This is a genomic window from Pseudomonas sp. NMI760_13, from assembly GCF_021283245.1.
Classification (GTDB): Bacteria; Pseudomonadota; Gammaproteobacteria; order Pseudomonadales; family Pseudomonadaceae; genus Aquipseudomonas; species Aquipseudomonas peradeniyensis.
In genome coordinates this window covers 156,489-179,504 of record NZ_JAJSRC010000003.1, presented here as the reverse complement: position 1 = coordinate 179,504, position 23,016 = coordinate 156,489, and the positions used below count along the sequence as shown (strand labels likewise).

Genomic DNA, 23,016 nt, shown 5'->3' with positions numbered 1-23,016 from the left:
AGTGGCACGTGCCCGACTCCACCTGATCTGCGGCAATTGCGGGTGCGCCGATATGTGGACCCACTGCATTGAGCCGAAGGGTACTGACATCGACGGTGAGCTGTTCCCGGCGGTTTACCTCTCCTGCGGCAACTGCGCAACGCTACATGATCTTGCAGATAAGGCCCCCAACTCGAAACCAAACCAGCGCCTTGAAGAGATCCATGAGCCACGCTAGCCCAACCGAAAAGAGACCGCGCTACACGCCCGTGTTCGCAGTCCTCATCTACGCATTCATCCTCTGCACCACAGTGCTGGTGGCCGGGATGACCATCCCATGGGACATCGGCACCTACATCACGCACTGCCACGCTGTTGTCTGGTGCTTGCTGGCATTACCCGTCATCGCCAAAGGCAGGCAGTTCAAGGAAATCGGGCGGGGAGTTGGCGCATTGCTGGTCGCCAGCCTGGTGATCGGCTTCACCCTTCTCCGGAGCGTGTTCGGGGTGCAGCCGTTGCCCGAGGACGTCGACTTCCTCGATCTACGCCCTTTCGCCGCGGCGTTGATCGTCATCTCTCTCGGCATCTTGGCCGAGTTACTGGTGCGACGGAGCTTTTGGCCAGGTTTCAGGGCACTTGGGCGGTAAGCTAGGCCTTTCCCTGACAGACATAGGATTTGAAGGATGACCATTACTGAAGCTGGCAGCGCTCCGGCCCGATCTTTGGCCGTGATTGGCGTATTGACGTATTGACCTACTCCGCGATTCTGGTGGGGCTGTCTCTACTAGCCGCCTGGCTGATCTCGGGCCCGGTGGGTAGCACTATCTCGAATTGCTTCGCGCTGGTCCTGGTAATGCTGGTCGGTACTGGACGAAAAACCCTGAAAGCTGCATACGGCACCCCCTTGATGTCCTTCATGGCCATCGTCTCCGGCATTGTCTTTTCTGCGGTGTTTATCGTGGTCGCCGCTGGCCTCAAGGCGGATGTAGCGCTAGCGTTCGACGTTACCTCGCTCAGTGACTTCGATGTCAGCCTCATCGGCGCTGTGTTGGTCGTTTTCACCGCCCACTTTGTGGCGCATTTCCTGGTCAGGGCATTCTTCTGGCGGGAGTTGGCCAGCTGGGCTTGATCAGGAGGCAGCAGTTACACCAGAGCCCGCCACAGTGCGGGCTTCGTGCTTTCTGGCATCGACGAAATGCCCGGTTCTGGCACACATGAGCTCGGGGGAAGATAGCCACATCGAATCCAAGCCACCGAGCCAAGAGACTTCCGCCATGAAACACACTCCAGCACACATCGCCATCCAGGCCCCCGAGTACAAGGCAGTCAAGCAAGTAATCGCCGTCAACCTGGTGGCGCATGGCTGGACCGCCGCCAGCCAGCTCGATATGGACATCTGCTGCCTGGTGGCCTCCCAGGACTACGAGACCGCCGTTGGCATCAAGACCGCCACGCTCAGCCTCGAGCCGCGATCGGAAGGCTTCCAGCTGGTAGGCAACTACCAGAGTGAGGGCAACAACGTTCTGAGCACCACCTGGCTGAACATCCCCAGCGGCATGACCTCGGAACAGATCGCCGAGAAAGTGCCGGAATTCCTGGAGAAGGTCGACCGCGAGGTCAACCGCAGCTACGCCCGCCGCTTGTTCCTGCTCTGATAGCAGTAGTAGCCACTCCCCCAGGGCCCGCCTTAGAGCGGGCTCTGCGCATTTTTAGGGTCCGAATATCGGGAATTGATGTCAGGCGATAGGGGTTCGAAAAATACTTCGAAATTTTCTCGGCGCCGGTTCTGGCACACACGACCTCCCCTGAAGATGGCTCCATCGACCACACAGGAGCACTACCCCATGACCACCAAGACCATCGCCGCCAACCTGATCACCGAAACCGCCCAAGCTGCTCTGGCTGGCTGCAACTCCCTGCGCAGCATCCACGACACCGCCAAGAAGCTGATCACCGGCAAACAGTTGGGCTTAGACTTCGATCCGAAGCGCCAGAACGCCTTCGAAATGCCCACCGCCCTCCTCGTCTGCAATGTCGAAGAGGCAATCCGCAGCGAATTCGACCAGGATGCCATCCGCGGCTTCGCCGATTCCTACAAGGCCGGCGAGCCCGTCGAACCGCTGGGCGTTGTCGCCGAAAACGGCAAACTGCGCGTAGTGACCGGTTTCACCCGCCACGCCGGCCTGATGCTGGCCATCGCCGAAGGCGCCGACATCAAGCGCGTGTGGGTGAGCCAGGTGGAAGGTGGCCGCGCCGTTGAGATCGTGCGTCAGTGCGTGAGCAACCAGCAGGTGCCGGTTTCCCCTCTTGATCTGGCCGAGGCCTACCGCGAGCTGATCGACGACCACAAGTTCACTGTCGCCGGTGTCGCGGCCGCGGTGCACCGCAAGGTCAGCCACGTTCGCAAGATGCTGGCGCTGGTGAACGTGGCCCCTGAGGTCAAGGAGATGGTCGAGAAGGGCCAAGCTTCCGTCTCTACTGCCCTGGCCGCAGACAAGCAGTGCAAGGCCAACGGCGAAGACACTGTGGTGCATATGCAGGAGCAGCTCGCCAAGGCCCAGCGCAACGGCTCCGCGAAGATCACCGCGAAGTCCGTTGGTGCGCCGTCCGCCCTGTACGGTCGCAAGGACCTGGACGTAGCAGCCCCGGTGCTGGTCCAGCTGGCCGACCAGCTGGAGAAAGCTCTGCCCTTCATGGCCACCCCGGAGAGTGTGAAGGTCGAACTGACCCTCAGCGGTGCCGACCTGAACCTGCAGGACCTGGCCAAGGCGCTGGCCAACATCCGCGCGGCCGTAAAATCTGCCCAGAGCGGCACCGAGCCGGCGGCGAACGTCGGCTAATCCAAGCCCCCTGACAACTATCGCCCCCACCCACTGGGGGCTATGGGCGGCCGGGACTTACGGAGAGACAAACGGAATGGCCACATTTGCTTTCTGTGACTTCGATGACGCGCTAGATGTTTTGAGGTCAGCCATTACGGAAGCATCCATCACCACCCTGATCGACCAGATCGATCAGCAATTTAATGCTGGATATCTGGATGTGAGTCCAGCGCAGTGGGGGCATCTGGCCTCTGAGGTGATGGTCAGGCTAGACCATGTCCGGCAATCAGCTCCGTCAGTTTGAGAGAGATACACGATGAGCATTCGCCTGGAACTGCAGTGCATCAACCAGGAAGACCCGAGCACCGACGACTGCTACAGCATGAACGAGCAGGGTGTGTTCGAAACTGCTGACGATACTCAGGCCGATCTGATCCGGGCCTACAAGTACCTTCAGGACCTGGCCACCCATAAGGGCTGGAAGGCAGCCAAGCTTGCCCAGGGCAAGAAAGGCATGCTGTGTCCGAACTGTGTGAAGCTGTATGAGGCACAGACTGGCCACATTCTGAGTTGAACGCTCCACGGAAGTCGCTGGGCAACCACAATGCCGGAGGAGGGCAAGACAATGGCTGTTGTCAATGTTCACGAAGACCTGATTCGCCGCATGCGCGAACGCAAGTATTACGACCTGAGCCAATGGTGCGCCGAAGAGCTCGAGGAGGCCGAGTACGAAGCGGAGCAACAGGGTGAATGGCGGATTGCCAAGGAGCTCCGCGAAGAAATTGAACGCCAGAAGGCGTACTACCCCTGAACAAGCTTCCGGTTCGCCGGCGCATGACCGAGGAACGGACATGGCAGACAAACTCTACAAATGCAGCCGCTGTGATGGCGCTGGGAAAATCTGGCTGTTCACTGCCGTTCTCGGTGGTGTCTGCTTTCAATGCGGCGGCAGCGGAAAGCAGAAAACTAAGCCCAAGCCCAGGGCTGTCAAATGGGCCGTCTTCGGGCACAGCCGCGAGACAGGAAAAATCGGGCGCCTCTACAACGTGAGCGCACGCACTCAGGCTGAAGCGATCAACAAGGCCCGTGACACCTACGATCGCGCAAGTAGTGCTTGGCGTGACGAGTGGAGCATGCAACAGGCTTTTGCTCAAACCTGGGCCGAGCTGCAAGAGGCCGGAACGCTGGAAACCGCAGGCATCAGCTGATCCACCTCTTCCACCCAGCACCACGAAGGAAAGTACGATGAAACGCTTTGACGATCGAGCAACCTGTTTTCACTCGGGCAAGAAGATCAGCCCGCCCATGAATGAGCGCCGCCTTTGCGCCTGCTGCGTCTTGCGAATCGTAAAAGGCTTCATCGTTGAGATTGGACATGTCGGCGAGGACTGCGCAGGAATCATCGAGCGTCGAAGTCGCGACAGGGACTTCCATGGTGGAACGGTCAAAGACTTCGCCTAGCGGTATAAGCGAGCGACGGGCTGGACAATCAAGCCAGCAGTTCTCAGAACTCTGGAAGATCACTACCCCTGAGAATCGAGGCAACTGCCTCGTTAAGCTAGACAGAGAACTGATGGTTGGGATTACACCCATTAGTCATAGTAAAATGAACCAAGCCATAACGTACTATTTCATTGCGCTCACGCAATAAATCGATATTAAATACAAGGTTAGCTATGCAACAAGACAAACAAAGTTCAAAAAACAAAAGCTTTGCATCCAACGCTTTAGCAGTTGCTCTATTAATTATATGTGCCGTAATTGGCATGTTGTTTTATGGCCAAAATATCATGGCCACTGCTACTCAAGGCATGGGTAAACTGGCTGCGAAGCATCTGACTTATGAAATTCCCAATGCCTTGATTTTGCTTGAGGCCCGTCGCGGCCCCTGTGCCACTATCCCAATCACTTCTGAAGAGCTAATGAAGAGGGGAGCGCCTAAGCAAACAGCGAACGGCTCCCCCTGGACTGCAAGCTTCACCGGAGAGTCTGTCGAGGTCATATACCCCTACAGTGACGAGGACGACTATCGAATGACGAAACACGATTTGTTGAAGGTCATTCAAGAGAGTTCAAATGTTCAAAAGGCTGAGATAGCTGTTGAAGGCGTCAAGGTCACTTACTCCTGCCAGCATCCGGTAACTAAATCATGACCGATTCCCTAGGCCCTTTGAGCCCCGAAGAAGAAGAAATGATCCGTCGGCATCGCGACGAGAAGGCCCAGCGTGCCGCGGCATTGGCATTCCGTTTGAAAGCCCTCAAGGTGGCCGCTGAGTACGAAGCCTGGCTGCAACAGGATGAAGAGTGTGGGGATTCGTTCTCGACGTTCGTGAACCGATTCGGCTACCAGGACAGCGATTGCCAACCCATGCACGAATACGTCAAGCGAATCCATAAGGCAGCAACTCCTGACTGAAGGTAGGGTTTTGATGGAAGGAAGACAGTTCATCAAGAGCGTGACCGGGAATTACCCCGTTTACCCCGGCCATCCCCTGGTACTGGCAACTGCGATCATGGAGTTCTACTCCGACTTTCCGACGGCAAATGCGCCTACAGAACATGGCTGGTGCGCCGCCCTGAGCGATAGCCGCATCCCTGGAGCCGGGGACCACGTCGGTGCTGCGGTGCGCTGCTTGAATATTGGAGCTGAAGGCGGTTCAGTAGATGAGATGGTGGCCGCCGCGTGCAGTTACTGGGAGCGAGGGCAGGCCGGCGGGCACCATGGATATGTCTGTGCCGGCATCGAGCAGGCCAAGGCCGTTGAGCCGAAGTTCCGCGAGCTGGCCGAGCGTTGGTTCCCGAACTGACCCACCCTCCCCGATCAAGGCCCGCCGATTTGGCGGGCTTCTCGTTCCTGCAGGGAAGGTCGGGCCCTACGGTTGGGCCTGAAGCTACGCACTAGCCGTAGTGAGGCTCGGATTCATGCCCGAGGTTCCGAACTCACCGTGCTTTGATGAGGAGTGCGTTCAGGCCGAAATTTCCGGCCCGGGAGCAGTTGGAGCTTGAGGTTCGGTTTCGAGTCCCGAGATCGGTCTCGAAGCTTCCGAAAGTGGGGTATCCGAGTATTCAGGGTCATCCATTTTTCAAGCTCGGGCATGAAGCCTTCGCCAAGCACATCGCGTATGCACTTGTAGATTGCAGACCTGAATTGCAGATCAGAGAGTAACTTGATCTCCTTCCGCCGGCGGTCCCACTCGGTTTTCAGTTTCCAACTCCGGGCGCCTTTCCCGTTCTCCTCCAGCTCACGGTTCAGTTCGACCAGGGCGTCATAGGCCCTGAGTTTCGATACCTGGATGGCTTGCAGGAGTTGTGTATCGGTGAAACCGTTCTGCTGGGCCCAGAGCGGAAAATCTTGACCATATACACCCGCTTCCCAGAACTTTGCTCGGATCACTCCCACAGCGCCCACGATCTCCGGGTACAGCTTCGAGAACTCGGAGAGGTATCGCTCTCGTTGGTAGTCGTGCACGCGCGCCAGGGCGGCCTCGCCGGCGAGATGTAGAACGCCACGGGCAAGCGCCTGGTCGGTTCGGATTTCCAGCCGTACATGCATCTCGCTTCGCAACACTTCGATCTGCGTATAGAGGTAACGCTGACCGTCACGGTCTTTGCGAGCCACCGCGGCTTCCAACCTGCGGTTCAGGATTCCAATCGCGCCAGCGCACAGGGCCACGACGGTGCCGTGCCTATAGCTGCTCCTGATGAACTCCAGGAATCCGGCCTCGCTTTTCAGTGCTGATTTCAGATCAATCCACGGCATAGGAAATCTCCCCTATTGATTCCCCGAGGCTACTGCACTCCTGAGGAGGTACATGCTCAAAGGCTACGGCTGATTTCCGGATCGCAGATGGTGGCACGGGAGGACCAGCCCGATTCTTGCCTCAATTGATCAACGAACAGGCACTTGAGGCGATGAGCACACAAAACACACAGATCGAACTCGGCCAGTACCCAACCCCGGCCTGGGCTGCAGCCGCGATCGTACGAAAGAACTTCAGCCACCTCAGCGCCAAGGATTTCGTCCTTGAGCCAACGTGCGGCCCAGGGCGCTTTCTGCAAGCGGTTCCCCAATATGTGCCGGCGCTGGGGATAGAGATCGATCCGCATCTCGCTCAGCAAGCACGTGACCTGACCGGCAGGCCGGTCATTACCGGCGACTTCTTCCAGGTGGAGTTCGAAGAGCGTCCAACTCTGGTCCTCGGTAATCCGCCTTTCGAAACCAAATTCATCGAGCGATTGCTGGATCGTGTACACGGCCTGCTGGTCGACAATGGCCAGGTGGCATTCGTCCTACCCTGCTACTTCCTCCAGACAGCGGCGAGAGTGTGTCGGTACAACGAACGCTGGGCCATCCAGCAGGAGATGCTGCCCAGAAACCTCTACGCCGGGCTGAAGCATCCCCTGACTTTCGTGACGTTCACCAAAGACCAAGAGCGCCTGATGATCGGCCTCAGCCTATACCACGAACTGGCGTACCTGCAGGGCTTGCCGAAAGATGTGCAGGAGGCCATGAGTCAGGGCCCAGCCACCTGGCGCGAGGTCGTCGGGCAGGCCCTCGATCTGTTCGAGGGTGAGGCCCACCTGAGCCAAATCTACGAATACGTTGCTGATCGCCGGCCGACGGCAAACCCGTACTGGAAGGAGCAGGTCCGTAAGGTCTGCCAGCAGACTGCGCGCCGAGTGGGCCCCGGGCGATATGCGAAGCCGGAGCAGCTGGACATGCTGGCCGCATAGCTGATCGAACATCTGGAGAGACACCGCATGACCACAACCAATCAACAGCAGGCGGTTCAAGGGAAGCAACCTGAGAAGATCAGCCCCGAAGAACTGCAAGCCATGATCGCCCAGTACCAGGCCGGAGAAGTGATTGCGTCCCGGCTACCCTTCACATTCCCCTCGGGCTTTAAGCTCACTGAGGTGGTCCCGCAATGCAAACTGTGCGGGAGTGAAATCCGAAAGCAGGACTTTAGGGGGAGCTGGAACCAGGTACTGCCGGATGTCGTGGTGATCGATGGCCACGGAGTGTGCCGGTCCTGCCGTTGCATCACAGCATTTCTCTTCCGAGTCCGAGGGGAAAGCCCTGTGGTCCTGGAATCGATCAGCGATGAAGGCGTTTGGCAGCAATACACCCAGGACCAGACGATGTGGGCGCGGATCAAGCGCCAGCTCCGATTGCTGACCTCCCGCTTCTGACACACTCCGATTGACCTCAGACTGGTCTCATCGCTAACACGCCATGGAGCCCCATCATGAGCCTCAATCCAATGATCATGGACGAAGCCAAAACCGAAGTTCTCAGCTGCCTCGACAACGCGAGCCGGTCAATCCACGAGTTTCACGACGCACCAGCGTTCATGACCTGGTGGGAACAGTACGATTCTGGTGATCTCGGCCTGACTCACGACCAGAAAATCGACCTCTACTGCCAGCTTCGGGTTGAGGTCTACACCTTCCAGGGCTGCCTCGATGAGTACCGCCGCCTACTGGCGGGGAAATCCGGCATGGCACTGCAAATCGGCGACTCCCAGTATGCCTACCTCTGCGCCGGCGGGGAGCTGATCGGCTTGACTGTGCACCGGAATAGCACCATCGACGAGGCTGAGCCTTACGACTTCGACAGCAGCGCGTTCAATACCTGCATTGGGGGCTGGATGGATGAGGATTTCCGCCAGACGCGCAAATGGATTGCCGAGCCTTATTTCGTATCGGTGTCGACTCAATTCTGAGATAGCCAGGGCCTCTTATTGCGAGGCCCGCTTGACCTGCAGGAGGTGGGAAATGGGGCATTCTGAGCACTTCGAGTTCGTAGACTACCGGGTAGGAGCGTGCGGTGATGCTTACGTTGCGGCGACCCAACCGGAAATCAGCGCGCTGGCCGTGAAGGTCGGCTACTCGGGAGGTTTTAAGCAGGTGGTAAAGGCCTACCCACCCTGCCCATCGACAGAGACGCTGAAGAATCGAGCGCTTCGGGAAGCCCTCGAGGATGACGACACTATCCCGTGGTGAGGGGTGCGACCGAAGACCCTTTAGCCCCCAAACGTTATCTTATATCATCCAAGGGCAATCACCCTTGCCCTGAGGTACCCGTCTATGATCCTGGTCGTTAAATCGCAGCTCCAGAATCCGGTGAGCCAGGTAGTTTTCGCAACCCTGTTGTTCTTAGCTGCATGGTTCCTCTGGCATACGGACTACATGACCGAGCGGAGCGTAATCGCGGTGGTAGACTCGAAATACTCCAAGGAGGACAGTGACCACGCCTCCATTCGATACAGGATTCAAGCCGAAAACCTGTTTGTCTCTCGCCCCGCCAGCGATGCTGTGATGCAACAGAGCAAGGTGGGCGACAAGCAGGTGCTGATAATGCGCCCATTCGACATGCGTCCCACACCCTGGGAGACAGGCTTGTTCTTCATCCTCCCGACTATCTGTTTGTCGGCCGGGATCAGCCTGCTGCTTTCCATTGCGTGCATTCGCTTTTTCCCACTGTGCCCTAATACCCCCCGATGACAGAACTTGGATTGGCGACGTTGGTCGCGTTTCTGATATGCGTGCCCTGGTGGTTCTTCGAGAACTACAAGCAGCGCCCTCTTAGTGAGTTTCCCGACCTGGAGAAACTGATGGGCACCGTATTCCCGGATGACCTTGCAGCCATCCGGGCGAAAGGTTCCCTTAGCCGTGCAGAACATCTCCGATACCTCAAGACCCAGCACAAGGCGCTCAAGGCCGAGATCAAGCGCAGGAGTGGCTTTATCGAGTGATTGCTGGCTAGATCGAAATGGCGCTTGCTACAGGTAACGCCAGGTAAGCAATACGTCGGCAGGTGCTACAGCCGCCCCATCCGCTATTCCCTCTTCATCTTCCGCTTCACCTCATCTCCAGCCGGTGGCACTTCCCGCCCCGGCTGCTCGCTCCGCTACCTGTCTGTGAATTTCAGCGGGTGGCTTTCGTTGGTACCCAAATTTCGGTCGCGGGACAATCCGGGGGCAATCCATGGAGAAAACCCGTGCTCAGACGACACCGAAAGCATCTCGGCGTGTTCGTGATCCTGGCAACGATGGCAGGAGTGATCAGCTTCTGCTGGGGTAGTGGCACACCTCAACCCAGCGTAACCGTCCGGCCAACTCACCTTCCTGACCCCGACGCCAAAGGCGATGGTGTCCACCTAATTTAAGTGGACACCATTTCTAGCCTTTTAAGCGGGTCTTTCCATGCAGTCACAACGCCGTTCCTATTCAAAATCCTTCAAGGCCCAAGTTGTCCAAGAGTGCGCCCAGCCCGGCGCATCGATTGCCAGCGTCGCGCAGAAGCACAGCCTTAACGCGAACCTCGTACATAAATGGATTAGGGTACTCACGAACAAAACTATGGCGCTGCAACCTGCTTTCATTCCAGTGCCCTTGCCGCTAGCCGGAGGACATTCGCAGGCAGCTTCATCAAGTATCTGCATTGAAATCCAGCACCCGCGTGGCACCGTCAAAGTGAACTGGCCGACCGAAAGCGCTGTCGCCTGTGCCACCTTTCTGCGAGACCTGTTGGAATGATTCGGATCGATGCCATCTGGCTTGCCACCGAGCCTATGGACATGCGCGCCGGTACCGAGACCGCGCTGGCCAGGGTGATCGCGGTGTTCGGTGTGGCGAAGCCGCACTGCGCATACCTCTTCGCTAATCGCCGTGCCAACCGAATGAAAGTCTTGGTGCATGACGGTGTGGGCATTTGGCTGGCAGCGCGACGATTGAACCAAGGCAAGTTTCATTGGCCCGGCATCCGTCACGGATCGGAAGTCGAACTCGATAACGAGCAACTTCAAGCCTTGGTACTGGGTTTGCCGTGGCAGCGGGTCGGCGCAGGCAGCGCGATCACAGTGCTTTAGCCCCTGCCATTAGCCCATCGGTTTATCGCTGTTGACGACCTGCTCTGACACAATCAGCGGCATGACTTCCTCGCCCAATCTCGACCAGATGACACCGGAACAGCTGCGCGGCTTGGCCGAACAGGCTATGCAGTTGCTGTCCCAGGTCGACTCCATGAGCCAGAAAATCCAACGCCTCGAAACGGTCAACGAGCAACTGGCTCATGAAATCGCCATCCTCAAGCGACACAAGTTCGCCAAGCGCAGCGAGCAACTGAGCCCCGACCAAGGCAGTCTGCTTGATGATCTGCTCGATACCGATATCGCAGCTATCGAAGCCGAGCTGAAGGCAGCCAATCCGCCGGCCGCACCGGCCGAGCCACGTCATAAGCCCAAGCGTGCACCACTGCCGCCGCAGTTTCCGCGAACCGTGATCCGTCACGAACCAGAGAATACTCAGTGCGTGTGCGGCTGCCAGCTTCAGCGAATCGGCGAAGACGTCAGCGAGAAGCTCGATTACACTCCGGGCGTGTTCACAGTTGAGCGGCATGTGCGTGGAAAATGGACGTGCCGTCAGTGTGAAACACTGATCCAGGCGCCTGTACCGGCCCAAGTGATCGACAAGGGCATCCCGACCGCAGGCCTTTTGGCCCACGTGATGGTGGCGAAGTTCGCCGACCATTTACCGCTGTACCGGCAGGAGAAGATTTTTGGTCGGGCCGGACTGCCCATCGCCCGTTCGACACTGGCGCAATGGATCGGACAGACCGGTGTGCAGCTCCAGCCTCTGGTCGATGCGCTGCGTGAGCATGTGTTGGCCCAGGGCGTGATCCACGCCGATGAGACCCCGGTTCAGATGCTCGCACCAGGCGAAAAGAAAACCCACCGCGCTTACGTGTGGGCCTATAGCACCACGCCTTTCTCGGCCCTAAAGGCCGTGGTCTACGACTTCAGCCCCAGCCGTGCCGGCGAACATGCGCGTAACTTCCTGGGCACGTGGAACGGTAAGCTGGTCTGCGATGACTTCGCCGGCTACAAGGCCAGCTTCGAGCTGGGCATCACCGAAATCGGCTGCATGGCCCATGCACGCCGCAAATTCTTCGACCTGCATGCAGCCAATAAAAGCCAGTTGGCGGAGCAGGCGCTTCACTCGATTGGCGGGTTGTATGAAGTCGAGCGACACGCCAAGGAAATGAGCGACGAAGCCCGCTGGCGATTACGTCAGGAAACAGCGGTGCCCATCGCTGAAAAACTGCATGAGTGGATGTTGGCCCAACGCGAACTTGTGCCCGAGGGTTCGGCCACGGCCAAGGCCCTGGATTACAGCCTTAAACGCTGGGTAGCGCTGACGCGCTACCTGGAAGATGGTGCTGTGCCCATCGACAATAACCAGATCGAGAATTTGATCCGGCCGTGGGCGCTTGGGCGCTCGAACTGGTTATTTGCCGGGTCGCTGCGCAGTGGAAAAAGGGCGGCGGCAATCATGAGCCTGATCCAGTCGGCGCGTATGAATGGGCACGATCCGTATGCCTATCTCAAGGATGTACTGATGCGGCTTCCGACACAGCGGGCGAGCGAAATCACGCAATTACTCCCGCAGCATTGGATGCTTGCCTGAGGCAGGCTAAGTGGACTTCGCCAAATAGTCAGCTCAAAGGCTGATTGGCATCAACAATTCGGAAGCGACTTTTCTCAGCATGTAGGTTTCGCGCAGAATTGACTGCCCCATCGAAGACTCGTGACGCTGCATGACGGCTTCATTGTGTGCGATGGCTTCATGCAGGTTGATCCAGACAGGCCGCATACCATTAGCGATTTCGTGGCTTTCCATTCTCACCGGCTCTAGCTGGGGCGCTACTTCGCATTGATAAAAATGCGAGGTCATGTGCATCAGATCGTACTGTGGCTTTTGGTAGGGCCGGTACTCCTCGATGTAACCGTAGTGCTGGAGCACCTGTATTTCACGAGCACCAGTCTCTTCCTCAAGCTCACGCTTCAGGCCTGCGACAATGTCCTCGTCACCATCAAGGCCGCCTCCAGGAAAGCTGAAATCGTTATAGCGCTCGGTGAACAGCAACAGGATCTGTTCACCCCGCATCACGATGCCGCGAGCTGCATGTCGACGGAATACTCTGCCCTGCTTGGATTTCAGCTCGGGGTGAACAATTTCAGTTATGAGTTGCATGTGGTCTCGTAGCGGCAAGATCAGTTAGTCATCGTCCAGGGTGGCCACGGTATTTCCTCAGTTCTGGAAATACTGTGGCCAGTGGAACTGGCTCAGCGAAGCAGCAATAAGGGTACAGTGGATGTACGCAGCATCGTCGTGGTCGTGCTGCCTATCAGAAACTGCCTGATGCGTGAGTGCCCGTACGCCCCCATGACCAAGAGGTCAATGCCGTGCTCTGCCTGATACGCATGCAGTGTGGACTCTACTTCGCCTGGGCGGATCTCGGAATGCACCAGCGAGCCGGAAGACGCAAGCGTGGTTCGTGCCTTCTCCAGCGCGTTCTGGTTGTCTTCAGAATCCGTTCCAACCATGACGATATGAATTGGCAGGCCTTCGCACAGCGGGCTTGAAGCAAGCATCTGTAAGGTCTTGTGGCCTGTTGCGCTGCCGTCAAATGCCACCATGACCGTTTCAGGTTTCCTGAAATGGCTGGTTGTAATCAGGGTGGGGCGGTGGATAGTTCGGACTATCGCTTCAATCTGGCTGCCAAGACTTTGGGCACTGCGCGTGCTGTCCTCACCGACTCTTCCAATCACCAGTAACCGAATATCGTCTTGGAGATCGCTCAGGCTCTCGACGAGATGGCCATGGCGCTGCTTCATATCAGGTGACATGGCGCCAGAGTGAACTGTTCGCTCGCGAGCTTTTTCAAGCATGTGCTGCCCATGCTCCAACGCCAGTTTTGCCCGCTGCGCATCCAGCATGGCCAACTCTTCCAGCAGATGTTCTCTGCTACCGAGACCGATATTGCCGCTGAGGTCAGCGGATGCAGGATATTTCTCCTTATCCAGCACATGAAGCAAGGTCAGGGGAGCGCTGAGTCGTTGCGAGGCCCATGCTGCGTAATCGCAGACCGCCAATGAGGATTGTGAGTTATCAATGCATGCCATTACGCGGGTCATTGTCGTTCTCCTTAGTGGCTCATGAGCTTGTCGATGGCACCGGGTTTGTCATGCACGCCGAAGCGGTCAACGATTGTCGCGCTGGCTTCATTGAGACCGAGCACTTCAACCTCAGCGCCTTCGCGTCGGAACTTGATCACGACCTTATCCAGCGCTGCGACGGCGGTGATATCCCAGAAATGCGCCTGTGTGAGATCGATGGTGACCTTGTTGAGCGCCTCCTTGAAGTCAAAAACCTCAGTGAACTTGTCCGCAGAGCTAAAGAACACCTGGCCCACGACGCGGTAAGTCCGATGCGATTTCGTCTCTTCAAGAGTGCTCTTGATATCCAGGTAGTGCCCGACCTTGTTTGCGAAGAACAGGGAGGCCAGCAGCACACCTACCAGTACGCCGTAAGCCAGATTGTGAGTGGCCACGACGACCACGACGGTCGCCACCATGACGAGGTTGGTCGACAGCGGATGCTCTTTCAGATTACGCAAGGAATCCCAGCTAAAGGTGCCGATGGACACCATGATCATCACAGCCACGAGTGCCGCCATAGGGATTTTGGAGAGCCATTCGCCAAGAAATACCACCATCAGCAGCAGGAAAACGCCGGCACACAATGTCGAGAGACGGGTGCGGCCACCAGATTTCACGTTGATGATCGACTGGCCGATCATGGCGCAACCTGCCATGCCGCCAAGCATGCCGGCAGCGATGTTGGCCACACCCTGGCCTTTGCACTCGCGGTTTTTGTTGCTGGTGGTGTCGGTAAGGTCGTCGACGATGGTCGCGGTCATCATTGATTCGAGTAGACCCACTACTGCCAACGCAGCCGAGTACGGGAAAATGATGCGCAGGGTTTCAAAATTCAGCGGAACTTCAGGCCAGAGGAAGATCGGGAGCGTATCAGGCAGTTGGCCCATGTCACCGACGGTGCGGATATCCAAACCGAGGTAAATGGCGATGGCAGTCAGCGTCAGAATGCACACCAATGGAGAGGGAATCACCTTGCCGATTTTCGGTACATACGGGAACAGGTAGATGATTCCCAGGCCCGCAGCGGTCATGGCATAGACATGCCAGGTGACATTGGTCAGCTCAGGCAATTGCGCCATAAAAATCAGAATCGCTAATGCGTTTACGAAGCCGGTGACTACCGAGCGTGAAACAAAGCGCATCAACGAGCCGAGCTTCAGGTAGCCGGCAAGGATTTGAAGTACGCCACATAGTAGCGTCGCGGCCAGCAGGTACTGGAGTCCATGCTCTTTTACCAGCGTAACCATCAGCAGTGCCATGGCGCCTGTCGCCGCCGAGATCATTCCGGGGCGCCCGCCGACAAAGGCGATGACAGCACAGATACAGAAGGAGGCGTAGAGACCGACTTTGGGATCTACCCCGGCGATGATGGAAAAGGCGATGGCTTCCGGGATCAGCGCGAGTGCGACCACCAGCCCCGCGAGCACGTCGGCACGGACGTTGGAAAACCACGTTTGTCTAAGTTTTTGCAGCATATAAATATCCAAGGCAAAGCATCGCGCACGCCAAGGGAGTGGCGAGCGAATCGATACAAATTCAAATTTTGAGGATTTTTTGCTGTGTGCTTAAGGTGTAAAACCAGGCGTACAGCAGTGAGCACCCGCGAGCGAGGCTAGCGGAAGCAGGTTGTTGCGAGGGGGCGTAGCGCTAAGGCGGCGTAGGCTGCCAGTAGATCGTTTGGAGTACAGTCATGCTGATGTTCCTGTAGCTCAAGGGGTATGCGGAGCCGAAGTATACAATGAAGCCATCGTCGATTGCGACCCGCTGGCAGGCTCTGCATGACCTACGTCAGATACAGGCTTATTCAATGGGTATACCTGCGGGCAAGGCTTTGTTTTCCACCCGTTCTTGTCCGAGCTGGTCTGTGTGCTGAGGGGTGAGTTGGCCAGACGGTTACAACCCAGCCGATCATCTCTCACACCAAACACCGCCACCGCGCAGAGCGAAACCGAGAAGGACCGAGCGATGACCACTTCCCTTACCGACTTCTTCCCTGAAAACTCGAAATGGAGCCCGCCCGAGAGCTTCATCAAGGAATCCCGACCCATCCACCAGGTGAAAAAACTCATCATCAAAGGTGCAGTTGATGTCGTGTTCTTTCGCGATCAAACCCCGCGCCTGGTAGTGGCTGGGGAAACAAAAGAAGCCGTCGAGCGCGTTCATACCACCCTGTCGGGCGACAAGCTGGTCATCGAGCAGGAAGGTAACGTGATCATCGCCGGAGGTGGAAGCATCAACGTTTCCGGCAACGGAAACATCGTGGTCGGCCGCGACATCCGTATCAACGGCGTGCAAATGCAGTTCAACGGCCCGGTGGGCTCCATCGACATCAAAGGTGCCTCGATTGGTACCGGCCGCGTTCTGGTTGCCATCAGCCTGCCGATCGCCCCTCGTGTCCGGGTAAAAGGCAGCGGAGACATCACTCTCTACGGCCTGCAGCAAGATGAGTTCGAAGCGAGTGTCCAGGGCTCGGGCGATGTGACTGTGCAAGGCACGGTACAGAGCCTTGAAGTCGAGGTTGCAGGTTCCGGCGACGTCGACGCCCGTGAACTTACTGCGGCAACGGTGGACCTGAGTGTTGCCGGATCGGGTGACATCAGCGCCTATGCCAGTCAGTCGGCCCGCGCCCGGGTGGCGGGCTCCGGCGACATCGTGGTGTACGGGAACCCTGCCCAACGCGATCACCGTGTCGCCGGCTCCGGCAAGATCAAGTTCAAGTAAACCCGGCCCAGAGGAACAGAACCATGAACAATACCCTGACTTTGGCCCGGGACCGAGCCAATGACTTCGCCCGACTCCACCTGCAGGAGTGTGCAGTTGAGTTGCTGCGCTGGAAAAAGACCTCACTCCTCCCCACCGATGGCCGCGTTCGGGAATTGGCGAAACTCTGCTCCGAGATCGCTGGCCCCGCTGCATCGCTGAGTCTTGCCGAAGCTACTGTTTACGACCTCGCCCTTCAGGCGCTTAGTACGCCAGATTTCCCAACCAACGCGCCCCCGATCTCGTCTCTAGATCTGCAGTCGAAGGAGTCCGTTACTTCGCCTCTCCTACCAAAGTCCGACCTACGCCAGATAGAACTTGAATCACTGGATGACCCAGGTCGTGTGCTTTTCTTGAACTTCGACATGCCAGGGCTCTCCGTTCGTTACGCCGGTCAAGGCGAGGTGAAGGTGAGCATGCTGGCAGGGAATGCGCTCCTCCCGATCAGCAAGCAGGACTTCTGGACCAATGTTTCCCACCATTCCTTGGCCGCAGCGCTCATCGTCCTCAAACTCCACCGGCCACAGTCAAGCAATGTCCAACTGAAGGACATCCTGACAATCCTTAGCGATCTGGAAAAGATGCTGGCGCTGGTCAACTCTGCTCCTCAGATGCACGCCGACGTTGCCAGATGGACAGACTGGCTCCACTCCTATCTTTGGTACTGGAAAGGGGAAGAGCAGGGAGAGTGGGCTACCCGCCGCTACAAAGCATTGCATCAAGGTCTGGTAACCAAGTTGACCGAGGTCCTCGATTCAATTGCTCAAGAACCAAATGTCTGTCGCTACGCGATCGATACCGATGGTGACGGGGCCGTCGTATCCCAGAGCCAAGTCGAAGTTCAGGCCTCACCTTCGGTCGTGAGCAGAGAGAACATCGACCGCGCGCCAGCGGATCAGTCCCAAAGACCGAGGTTGGAGTCAGTCGAGGAAGGTCCAATTCAGCGGGCGCTGGAGATCATCAACTGGATTTCTTGCCGGTCGGACATCGCGCCAAAAGACATGACTCGGCTTGAACGCTCAAGCGAAGAACTGACTGCATTGCTTGCCACGATTTCGCAGGCCGAAGCCCAGCCTACCTGAGCAGGGGCCTGGTTCTGGCACACCCCGAGGACGCCGATGATTGCTTCCGTGACATCCCATTCCTCCACCTCTTCAGGAACTGCAAGCGATGAGTAACGAAACGGAAAGCCCGATACCGGCGACCCTCCCCCAGCAGCCGGAGGTTCTCGCGTACCTCAACTACCACAAGCAGGACGTCGCCGGCCTTTCCTTCTCGCCACTTTCAGGGCGGTGCAAGCAGCTGATGGCCGTTGAGCAGTACCACCAGAGTGTGGATGCCCTGACGTCCCAGCTGGACATCGCTTTGCAGGACCTGGCTACGGCTCAAGCCGAGCTGCAGCGTAACAAGGTCACCATTGCTGGGATGAATGAGGCCCATGCCAAGCTCGCAGGGTTGTATGAGGGGGCTCTCTCGCAGATCAAGACGCTTACTGCCACGCCCACCTTCAACCTGTGCCGCTGCGGCGATCAACGTCTTCCGGCCGTGACCCTGGAACGCAACTCCCTGGGACCTTTCTGGAAAGCTGCATGCCCCGCCTGCAAGCATTCGGTATCGACCTTCACCGAGCCCGGCCTCGTCCAGCTGTGGAACGCACTGTCCAAGGTGCCCAGGCCCATACCTGCACCCACCGACGTAGAAGGGCATGTCGGTTTGGTCACCTACACCGCCTTCTGGAACACCTACGTGTCCGGCTACGAGGATGGGAAGCAGGACTCAAGGGCCAGCAACTGCGCGAAGTACAACCCAAGCGGGGCAGCTCACAAGTCCATGGCCCTGCTCGCCAGCCTGGCCCAACCGGAGCAGAACGCCCATGAGTGAGACCCAGCACAACCTGAGCACATCGGCCGGCGGCCGCGGCTACCTGGTGGATTACTTCCAGACCAAACTCGGGCGCTACGACTTCACCCGATACATCCGCGATCGCCTGGCTGCTGATTTCGCCTGCATTTTGTCCCAGCACCTGACAAAAGAGCAGGCCGAAACCGACACCATGCGCGCGGAGCTGCAGGCGCTGCGCGCGGATCGGACGGCAGGTTGGCGTTGCTTCCATTGTGGCGAGCACTTCCTCGACGAGGCCGCTGCCGCCCTTCACTTCGGCACTCATGAGATGCAATCGCCGGCCTGCCTTATCGACGTGGCGGAGTACCGCGAGATGGAAGCACGTATGCGCAGCTACAACGACGAGGATGCCGAAATCCACCGAGCAATGGCGCGCCAGCGAACCCAACATCAGCTCGAACTTCGCCGGGCTGAAGAGCAGGGCTATTCCCGGGGCCTTAAGGACGCCGCGGATGCCATGGAGCGCCAGCAAAGCTTGCATCAACTTGAGCTAAGCCGCGCTGAAGGGCTGGGTTATTCCCGGGGCCTCAAGGAGGCTACGGAGCAGATCCTCGACAAGCAAATGCAGGAGGACTAGCAAATGAGCCGGAAACAAACCGCCGAAGACAAAATCGCCAAGGTACTGGACTCGTATCACGCCTACCTGAAGGAATGGAAGTACGACGAAAAAAAGTCCCTCTTTTCTTCTGGCGGGTGGGTTTTCAAGGGCAAGAACCACACCGCCCACGAAATGAACAGCAAGATCCTCGCCCGCCGAAATCAGGACGTGCAGAAGATCCTCAAGATCACTTCCGAATCGAACGCCGGCACGGGTGACACCTCGCTCTCTGCACAGTGACAGGCGCGCCAGCATCTCTTCATTCCCAATCTCGTGGAGCCAACATGTCTTTCATCCCATCCCCCTCGAAATCCGGTGGCCGAACCGAAGCCCACGCAACACCGCAAGCCATGGGCCTTGCCATGAACGGCTATGAGATCCGAAATGCTCTGGAGTTCCTGGCCCCTGAGCGCACCCCTGAGCAGATGAGCCACCGACTGGTTATCGAACTGCACTCCGAAGCTCAGGAGATCCGCTGTCCAGAGTCCGGCCTTTACGCGCGCCACGAGAGATTCCCAGAGGACATCGCCATCTACCTGGTTGACCATGAGCCCGCCCAGGTGCTGCCCACCCAGGGTATGGCGCCGTACGACAAGGACGATCCCGATGCTGACGATCAACCTCGAAATGTGCCCAGCCTCGTGCTGAACGGCTATCAGTTGCTGAACGCCATCGAGTTCCTGGCCCCGGAGAACACTCCTGAGCAGTTCGAGCAGACGCTGGTGATCGAGCTGCATGAGCAGGACGAGGACTTCCCTATGGCAGGCTTGTACGCCTACCACGAGGAGTGCCCTGAGGAAGGGGCAATACTGCTGCTCGACCACCAGGAAGGAGTGCCGGCTGGAGGTGGTAAAGAGGACACCTACGAGACCAAGATTGCGAAAACCCTCGAGCTAGTGAAACAGGCTGCAGATGCCATCCAGGTTTTCACCGGGCACGACAGCGGCGCGAATCTGCGGCACCACTATGGCGAGAAATGGTGGGAGAAGTTGGACGACTTGCGCGACAAACTGCGCGCAATCGGGAAGAGCCTCCCGCTCGCCCACTCCGACCAGTTGCTGGCGCTCGACAAGCAGTGCCGGGATGATGTCGGTCGCGCCTTGGGGCTCATCCCTTCGGAAGATCGTGGTTTTGCTTGGTCCTATCTGCTTGCCGCAATCAAAAAAGTAGTGGGCTCACACGTCCTGTCCTCAATCAAAACGGCAGTTGAGCAAGCTGGCGCGCATGAGGCAGTTCAGGATCAACGCCCTTCTGATTGGTCGCGCTTCGATCCAACCTTCGTCATCGAGTATCTGCGCGAGAGCAGCACCTTCGATGCTGACCTCATCGGGAAAATGTTGGAGTACGCCACTCGCCCTGTCGAAGCCGGGCAAGCCTCCCCTACCCCTGTGCTTGGGTGTGATTACCGAGGCAAACATTTCGGAGCCCCGTATCTGGATGCCCAGTGCCAGAACGGCTACCTCTGGGACGAGGATAGCTGCGATGAGCCTGGTGGTCCGCTGCTCAACGGCGGTGATATTCCGTGCCCCAAATGCAATGCCGCGGAGCACGCGGAATACCTGCGCCTGGACGAGGACGAAAATACCAGCCCGGTGCCTGTTGGCGATATCGAGCTGGCACGCAAGCTGTTCGAAGAAATGGCACTCATTGCGGATGACGAGAAATGCATCCACATGCTAGCCGGCGCACTTTCCAAAGCACAGCCCCTGGCACCTCGCGACGACATTCTCTCCCGAATGAGCGAACTGGAGTCCGACGCCAAAGAAGGCAGGCCGAAGAAGATCGTTGTCCGACTGAAGCATCCCGACAGCGAACCCACCGGTTGCAGCAGCCTGCTCAACTACCACGAACCGACGCGCCAGCAGTTGATTACTGCCGGCATCCCGCTGAGTCGGCACACTCGGAATCCTATCGTTAGTTTCGGGATGATCGGGTGCAAGACGACGGTCGATGGTGCTATCGAATACACCTGGGGGGAATCCCAGGAGGTCCTGCTCGACAAATCCATCCCGGCTGTAGACATGACACGCCCGGCCTGGCTGATTCCGGAACTCAAACCTGACGTTGTGGGTGCTCTGCTGCTGGGAGGCATCAGCGGCTCGGAGTACGGCGACAACGACATTCAGGTTGACTCCAAGGTCGTCGAGCGGCTCCAGGCCGAACGTGTAACCACCGAAGACGATGTAGTGGTCGAGCTGGTAACTGCCGACCAGTACATTCGCGACGTCGCTGGTCTGCAAGCACGTGTGGATCTCTTCGACCGCCTGGCGGTCGCCAACAAGGCCCTGGCCGACTCGTTCCAAGCTGAACGGGACACTGCCCTGGCCAGCCAGGCGGCTCAAGACCGCGTGATCCCGGCGAACTGGAAGATCGAACGTACCGGCGAGCGCATCATCGTCCAGCACCAGCACAACGGTGCCGGCTATGCCGCTTCCCGTGAGGGTAAATCCGGTATTGCCGAGTCGGTACTGTTCCTCCTCGCTTCCGACCTGGTTGGTGATGGCGTTGTCGCCCAGGAGGACGAGGCATGAAGCGCCGTCCAACTGGGTTCGTTGCGACCTGCCAGTGCGGCGTTGTCGTTGGTGCGATGGACATCAATCGCACTGAGCGAGCGGATGCGGGCAGGCTGCTCGGCAAATGGCTGTACGACGGTTGCACCGTCGAACCGCGCTTCGCCGGCACCTGGTCCGCGGAAATCGGTCCGTGTAAGTGCCCCAAGGCAGAAGGAGAGCAGCATGAATAAGGTGCAACGCTACAGCGTGGATGCCAGGCATCTGCACCCAAAAGGCTTCCTGACCGGCCAGGGTATTGGTGAGGTCGTCTACGTCGAAGAGTTCGATAAGGTAGCCGGCGAATCCCAGGCAAACGCCAATGCGCTCGCAGCGGCACAGAAAGAGATTGCCACTCTCCGCGCCATGCTGGGGATGACACCGGAGTGGATGGCCCTCAATGGCCCGGGGCAGGTCAAACAAGGGGACACGCTTCGCTTTAAGGTCGGTGACAGCGAGATCGAAGCGCAAGCGCAACTGGTACTTCACGAGGGAACCGGCCGCGAGGAAATCGTCTACAACCGTGGGAAAAACCACTATTTCATCACCGGCATGGCCGTCGATGGCACCAGCTCTCACAAGAGCGTCATGGTGAAGTGCGGCCAGGCCCGAACGGGTAATGAACAGCTTCTGCGTCGACTTGGACAGGTCATCGCCTGGCAATGCTTCGGCGACTGCAGGATGTTCAGCGAAGAAGCAGTGCCGACCCCTGCGGAGGTCATTGCAGAGCTGGACGCTGTACTGAAGGGCGCGGAGTCCGGCCATGCCTGAGAAGCTGAAGCCGGTTTGTCATCGTGCGTTCTTCCAGAGCGCTCCCCAGCACTGGGGACCATGCAGCAAGGAGCACCATGACATGGTCAAGGCCAACCCGAAGGAATGGCCCGACTACGAGACTCAGGAGCTCTACGTCATCCCCGCCGACCAGATGCTGGTGCCTAGGGACCTGTTGGAGCGTGTGACGAAGGATTATTCGGGGAAACCGAACTGGGACGCCCTGGAGCCTGATCGCCTGGCAGCAGTGGAAGAGCTCAAGGCCTGGCTTAAGCCATCTTAACCACCCTTTCACCTCACCATCATGCGCCCTTCACTTCCCAATGTCGGGCGTTATTGTCTAACCCTATCCAACAGGAGAAGCACGATGGATCTTGACCAACTGCTTGATGCAATCCGCGCTTACTACGGCGATACCAGCCGCAGTCGCAAGGCCACCCGCGAAGGTCTTGAAGAAGCCCAGAGCGAAATCGAAACCCTGATCGACAGCTTGGCTGACTAGACAAAGGCCTACCGGCGGCTTCTGGCACGCACTGATCAAATTGAAGATGGGTTGAAGTCAAATCACTCCAGGAGAACCCCGACAGTGCATCACGCCCCTGAAACCGCCTCCCTCACGGCCATGACGGA

General features: G+C 58.0%; 34 protein-coding genes. 30 read left to right on the top strand and 4 right to left on the bottom strand.

Going from position 1 to position 23,016, the window contains the following annotated elements:
• The first annotated feature begins 203 nt into the window (after window positions 1-203).
• The 12 genes from LU671_RS04610 (at window position 204) to LU671_RS04555 (ending at window position 5,608) form a co-directional block, all read left to right on the top strand.
• Window positions 204-626, top strand: a complete 423-nt coding sequence (locus LU671_RS04610; protein ID WP_021018561.1) for a hypothetical protein — start codon at window positions 204-206, stop codon at window positions 624-626.
• Between the two features lie 101 nt (window positions 627-727).
• Window positions 728-1,108, top strand: a complete 381-nt coding sequence (locus LU671_RS04605) for a hypothetical protein (RefSeq protein WP_021018560.1) — start codon at window positions 728-730, stop codon at window positions 1,106-1,108.
• A gap of 145 nt (window positions 1,109-1,253) precedes the next feature.
• Entirely contained in the window at window positions 1,254-1,634 is a 381-nt protein-coding gene (locus tag LU671_RS04600; protein ID WP_010792858.1) for a hypothetical protein, read from the top strand.
• Window positions 1,635-1,823: 189 nt separating this feature from the next.
• The gene (locus LU671_RS04595; RefSeq protein ID WP_010792857.1) at window positions 1,824-2,819 is read left to right on the top strand and encodes a ParB/RepB/Spo0J family partition protein; all 996 of its coding nucleotides are present in this window, start codon (window positions 1,824-1,826) and stop codon (window positions 2,817-2,819) included.
• A 76-nt stretch (window positions 2,820-2,895) separates the two neighbouring features.
• On the top strand, window positions 2,896-3,105 hold the full coding sequence (locus tag LU671_RS04590) for a hypothetical protein (protein WP_019438430.1): 210 nt from the start codon (window positions 2,896-2,898) through the stop codon (window positions 3,103-3,105).
• A gap of 12 nt (window positions 3,106-3,117) precedes the next feature.
• Window positions 3,118-3,375 (top strand): hypothetical protein, encoded by a 258-nt coding sequence (locus LU671_RS04585; protein ID WP_010792856.1) that lies wholly within the window; start codon window positions 3,118-3,120, stop codon window positions 3,373-3,375.
• A gap of 51 nt (window positions 3,376-3,426) precedes the next feature.
• Window positions 3,427-3,612, top strand: coding sequence for a hypothetical protein (locus LU671_RS04580; protein ID WP_010792855.1), 186 nt, complete (start codon window positions 3,427-3,429; stop codon window positions 3,610-3,612).
• Between the two features lie 40 nt (window positions 3,613-3,652).
• Window positions 3,653-4,009, top strand: a complete 357-nt coding sequence (locus tag LU671_RS04575) for a hypothetical protein (RefSeq protein ID WP_010792854.1) — start codon at window positions 3,653-3,655, stop codon at window positions 4,007-4,009.
• A 37-nt stretch (window positions 4,010-4,046) separates the two neighbouring features.
• Window positions 4,047-4,262, top strand: a complete 216-nt coding sequence (locus LU671_RS04570; RefSeq protein ID WP_179214585.1) for a hypothetical protein — start codon at window positions 4,047-4,049, stop codon at window positions 4,260-4,262.
• A gap of 215 nt (window positions 4,263-4,477) precedes the next feature.
• Window positions 4,478-4,954 (top strand): hypothetical protein, encoded by a 477-nt coding sequence (locus LU671_RS04565; RefSeq protein ID WP_021018559.1) that lies wholly within the window; start codon window positions 4,478-4,480, stop codon window positions 4,952-4,954.
• Window positions 4,951-5,217 (top strand): hypothetical protein, encoded by a 267-nt coding sequence (locus LU671_RS04560; protein WP_010792853.1) that lies wholly within the window; start codon window positions 4,951-4,953, stop codon window positions 5,215-5,217. The genes LU671_RS04565 and LU671_RS04560 overlap by 4 nt, the downstream gene beginning before the upstream one ends.
• 13 nt (window positions 5,218-5,230) lie before the next feature.
• Window positions 5,231-5,608 carry a hypothetical protein gene (locus LU671_RS04555; RefSeq protein WP_019438425.1) on the top strand — a complete coding sequence of 126 codons (378 nt, stop codon included), beginning with the start codon at window positions 5,231-5,233 and terminating at the stop codon, window positions 5,606-5,608.
• Window positions 5,609-5,721: 113 nt separating this feature from the next.
• Here the strand turns inward: LU671_RS04555 and LU671_RS04550 are convergent, their stop codons facing one another.
• The gene (locus LU671_RS04550; protein ID WP_087785312.1) at window positions 5,722-6,561 is read right to left on the bottom strand and encodes a hypothetical protein; all 840 of its coding nucleotides are present in this window, start codon (window positions 6,559-6,561) and stop codon (window positions 5,722-5,724) included.
• Window positions 6,562-6,677: 116 nt separating this feature from the next.
• On the opposite strand from LU671_RS04550, the gene LU671_RS04545 reads away from it, so the two are divergent.
• From LU671_RS04545 to tnpC, 8 genes are all read left to right on the top strand, one after another.
• The gene (locus tag LU671_RS04545) at window positions 6,678-7,535 is read left to right on the top strand and encodes a class I SAM-dependent methyltransferase (RefSeq protein WP_232854960.1); all 858 of its coding nucleotides are present in this window, start codon (window positions 6,678-6,680) and stop codon (window positions 7,533-7,535) included.
• A 27-nt stretch (window positions 7,536-7,562) separates the two neighbouring features.
• Complete coding sequence (locus LU671_RS04540) at window positions 7,563-7,994, top strand: hypothetical protein (RefSeq protein WP_019438422.1); 432 nt, start codon at window positions 7,563-7,565, stop codon at window positions 7,992-7,994.
• A gap of 56 nt (window positions 7,995-8,050) precedes the next feature.
• Window positions 8,051-8,527: a hypothetical protein gene (locus LU671_RS04535; RefSeq protein WP_019438421.1), complete on the top strand. Its 477-nt coding sequence runs from the start codon at window positions 8,051-8,053 to the stop codon at window positions 8,525-8,527.
• Window positions 8,528-8,891: 364 nt separating this feature from the next.
• Window positions 8,892-9,308 (top strand): hypothetical protein, encoded by a 417-nt coding sequence (locus LU671_RS04530; RefSeq protein ID WP_019438419.1) that lies wholly within the window; start codon window positions 8,892-8,894, stop codon window positions 9,306-9,308.
• Between the two features lie 11 nt (window positions 9,309-9,319).
• Window positions 9,320-9,559 (top strand): hypothetical protein, encoded by a 240-nt coding sequence (locus LU671_RS04525; protein WP_019438418.1) that lies wholly within the window; start codon window positions 9,320-9,322, stop codon window positions 9,557-9,559.
• 450 nt (window positions 9,560-10,009) lie between these two features.
• Entirely contained in the window at window positions 10,010-10,342 is a 333-nt protein-coding gene (gene tnpA / locus LU671_RS04520) for an IS66-like element accessory protein TnpA (RefSeq protein ID WP_009684096.1), read from the top strand.
• Window positions 10,339-10,674 (top strand): IS66 family insertion sequence element accessory protein TnpB, encoded by a 336-nt coding sequence (tnpB, locus tag LU671_RS04515; RefSeq protein ID WP_009684097.1) that lies wholly within the window; start codon window positions 10,339-10,341, stop codon window positions 10,672-10,674. Before tnpA ends, tnpB begins: the two co-directional genes overlap by 4 nt.
• 61 nt (window positions 10,675-10,735) lie before the next feature.
• The gene (tnpC, locus tag LU671_RS04510) at window positions 10,736-12,271 is read left to right on the top strand and encodes an IS66 family transposase (RefSeq protein ID WP_009684098.1); all 1,536 of its coding nucleotides are present in this window, start codon (window positions 10,736-10,738) and stop codon (window positions 12,269-12,271) included.
• A gap of 33 nt (window positions 12,272-12,304) precedes the next feature.
• On the opposite strand, the gene LU671_RS04505 is transcribed toward tnpC, so the two are convergent.
• From LU671_RS04505 to LU671_RS04495, 3 genes are all read right to left on the bottom strand, one after another.
• Window positions 12,305-12,838 carry an NUDIX hydrolase gene (locus LU671_RS04505; protein WP_009684099.1) on the bottom strand — a complete coding sequence of 178 codons (534 nt, stop codon included), beginning with the start codon at window positions 12,836-12,838 and terminating at the stop codon, window positions 12,305-12,307.
• A gap of 92 nt (window positions 12,839-12,930) precedes the next feature.
• Window positions 12,931-13,782, bottom strand: a complete 852-nt coding sequence (locus tag LU671_RS04500) for a universal stress protein (RefSeq protein WP_012316922.1) — start codon at window positions 13,780-13,782, stop codon at window positions 12,931-12,933.
• A gap of 11 nt (window positions 13,783-13,793) precedes the next feature.
• Entirely contained in the window at window positions 13,794-15,281 is a 1,488-nt protein-coding gene (locus LU671_RS04495) for a SulP family inorganic anion transporter (protein ID WP_009684101.1), read from the bottom strand.
• A gap of 490 nt (window positions 15,282-15,771) precedes the next feature.
• On the opposite strand from LU671_RS04495, the gene LU671_RS04490 reads away from it, so the two are divergent.
• From LU671_RS04490 to LU671_RS29420, 10 genes are all read left to right on the top strand, one after another.
• Complete coding sequence (locus tag LU671_RS04490) at window positions 15,772-16,527, top strand: head GIN domain-containing protein (RefSeq protein WP_019438417.1); 756 nt, start codon at window positions 15,772-15,774, stop codon at window positions 16,525-16,527.
• A 23-nt stretch (window positions 16,528-16,550) separates the two neighbouring features.
• Window positions 16,551-17,648, top strand: a complete 1,098-nt coding sequence (locus LU671_RS04485) for a hypothetical protein (RefSeq protein WP_019438416.1) — start codon at window positions 16,551-16,553, stop codon at window positions 17,646-17,648.
• A gap of 88 nt (window positions 17,649-17,736) precedes the next feature.
• A complete protein-coding gene (locus tag LU671_RS04480; protein ID WP_010792846.1) occupies window positions 17,737-18,447 on the top strand; it encodes a hypothetical protein in 711 nt (236 codons plus the stop codon).
• Window positions 18,440-19,045, top strand: a complete 606-nt coding sequence (locus LU671_RS04475) for a hypothetical protein (RefSeq protein WP_010792845.1) — start codon at window positions 18,440-18,442, stop codon at window positions 19,043-19,045. Before LU671_RS04480 ends, LU671_RS04475 begins: the two co-directional genes overlap by 8 nt.
• A gap of 3 nt (window positions 19,046-19,048) precedes the next feature.
• The gene (locus LU671_RS04470) at window positions 19,049-19,306 is read left to right on the top strand and encodes a hypothetical protein (protein WP_010792844.1); all 258 of its coding nucleotides are present in this window, start codon (window positions 19,049-19,051) and stop codon (window positions 19,304-19,306) included.
• Window positions 19,307-19,350: 44 nt separating this feature from the next.
• Window positions 19,351-21,597 (top strand): hypothetical protein, encoded by a 2,247-nt coding sequence (locus LU671_RS04465; RefSeq protein WP_172690191.1) that lies wholly within the window; start codon window positions 19,351-19,353, stop codon window positions 21,595-21,597.
• A complete protein-coding gene (locus LU671_RS04460) occupies window positions 21,594-21,809 on the top strand; it encodes a hypothetical protein (RefSeq protein WP_010792842.1) in 216 nt (71 codons plus the stop codon). The genes LU671_RS04465 and LU671_RS04460 overlap by 4 nt, the downstream gene beginning before the upstream one ends.
• A complete protein-coding gene (locus LU671_RS04455; RefSeq protein WP_010792841.1) occupies window positions 21,802-22,386 on the top strand; it encodes a hypothetical protein in 585 nt (194 codons plus the stop codon). Before LU671_RS04460 ends, LU671_RS04455 begins: the two co-directional genes overlap by 8 nt.
• Window positions 22,379-22,669 (top strand): hypothetical protein, encoded by a 291-nt coding sequence (locus LU671_RS04450; RefSeq protein ID WP_019438414.1) that lies wholly within the window; start codon window positions 22,379-22,381, stop codon window positions 22,667-22,669. Before LU671_RS04455 ends, LU671_RS04450 begins: the two co-directional genes overlap by 8 nt.
• A gap of 84 nt (window positions 22,670-22,753) precedes the next feature.
• Entirely contained in the window at window positions 22,754-22,888 is a 135-nt protein-coding gene (locus tag LU671_RS29420; RefSeq protein ID WP_010792839.1) for a hypothetical protein, read from the top strand.
• Window positions 22,889-23,016 lie beyond the last annotated feature (128 nt).